At 37.3% G+C, this 1,589-nt stretch carries 1 protein-coding gene; it reads right to left on the bottom strand.

The window, feature by feature from the left end:
- Nucleotides 1-58 precede the first annotated feature (58 nt).
- Entirely contained in the window at nt 59-994 is a 936-nt protein-coding gene (locus EKM64_RS11290; protein WP_125678573.1) for a replication initiation protein, read from the bottom strand.
- Nucleotides 995-1,589 lie beyond the last annotated feature (595 nt).

Raw genomic sequence — 1,589 nt, 5'->3', positions numbered from 1 at the left:
TTTTTCCCTAATGGCTTGTTTTGATACACCAAACTCATCAGCAAGTTCTCTAATAGTTTTAGGCATGATTTCCAAACCCCTTTCGGAGTTCAGCAAGCATTTCTTGTCTTGTCTGATCTCTTATTTTTTTATCATGCTCAATCTGTCGTTCGGCTAAAATCTGTTTTTCAGTTGAGCCTAGTGGTAGGCCTTTAACTTTATCGGTAGCACGCCATTTTTCTTGTTCTGTTAATTCACCATTATGCTGAATGTTAAATAGTTTTTGACGTTCATCTTGAAATTGACCTTGTGAGAAGTCGTTAGCGTCTTTCTTTTCAGGCTTCCAAGTAAAAGAATACCCAATCACTGGTTTCCCGCGGCCTTTACCATATTTCTTTCGAACAGTTAGGCCTCTAAAAAGAGGGGTCAATTCTTCTCTGATTGGTTTAAGAACGTATCTATCAACGTCTCCCGGTTTTTTCCAATAACTTTTAGGAATATCAAGTAACTCAAAAAAATCTTCTTTTGATAAAAAAGCATAACCGGTTGTTCTGAAACCTTTTAACAATCTAAAAGCGGTTTTAGCATAACTGCTTCGAAGATCTCTAAATTCCGCTAAAGCATATCTAACCCACGTGTCTAAATTATTAAGAAGTGGCAAAGCATCTTTATATACTTCAATGTCTATATAAGGAGAATCAGCTTCACCAACAATTCTGAATTTAGTAAACATAACAAACATTTCTCTATTTAATCCAGATTTACTACGTCTTCCAAAATGAAGTCCCATTAACTTTTCATAAGTTCTTTGAATATCATCTTCAAAGCGATTATTTGCAGTCGGTTTATAGTTGCTCAAATCTTTAAGTTGTTCAAAAGAAAATCTAACTGTCTGATCTCCCTTATCACGCATACGAGAAATAATTGAAAAAAATAGATTCATTTCAATAGGGGTGAATTTACGTAACGGAATGGTATTAAGTTCAGGATCATATTTTATAAGTTCATTGCTCATAATCACACCTCCACAACTATTATATAAAATCAACGATTGTTTATCAACGAGCACCATTAAAAACCTCGTTGATAAACAGACAAAACCTCGTTGATAAACAGACAAAACCTCGTTGATAAACAGACAAAACCTCGTTGATAAACAGACAAAACCTCGTTGATAAACTTCTATAAGCCTTGGGAGAGTAAGCCTCAAGAGGGGTCTAAAAGAGGTTTAAAAGAGGTTTATAAAAGAGGTTTAAAAGAGGCACCACTGTACGAAGTCAAAACTTAGCAACAAAAAACACAAAGGAGTGAGCCAAAAACCGGCTCACATTAAACTTCAGTCGCTACGTTCCTTGCGCTTCACTACGTTCGTTGCCTAAAAGGTGTGGCAAGCCACATTCAATACGGGCGCTGACGCCCCGTACCCCGTCCAAGCTGAACCAGCTTGACCGCTTTTTCACTCGCCGTTAGGCAGGAAAGCAAAGTTTCTATAAAACTTTGGCTTTCGCCATTTCAGTGTTAAGACTGGTTTAGAGCTGTCAATTCCTTATGCTCCCACGCTACGCTCGTCCGCTACCATTGACAGCAAACAGTTAGTTTTTTGAATCTTA

The organism is Companilactobacillus keshanensis, from assembly GCF_003946205.1.
Lineage (GTDB): Bacteria > Bacillota > Bacilli > Lactobacillales > Lactobacillaceae > Companilactobacillus > Companilactobacillus keshanensis.
This window is presented reverse-complemented; position numbering and strand designations above follow the sequence as displayed.

Excerpts from the sequence above, each read along its gene's own strand:
- EKM64_RS11290 (WP_125678573.1), bottom strand. The coding sequence starts at position 994 with ATGAGCAATGAACTTATAAAATATGATCCTGAACTTAATACCATTCCG.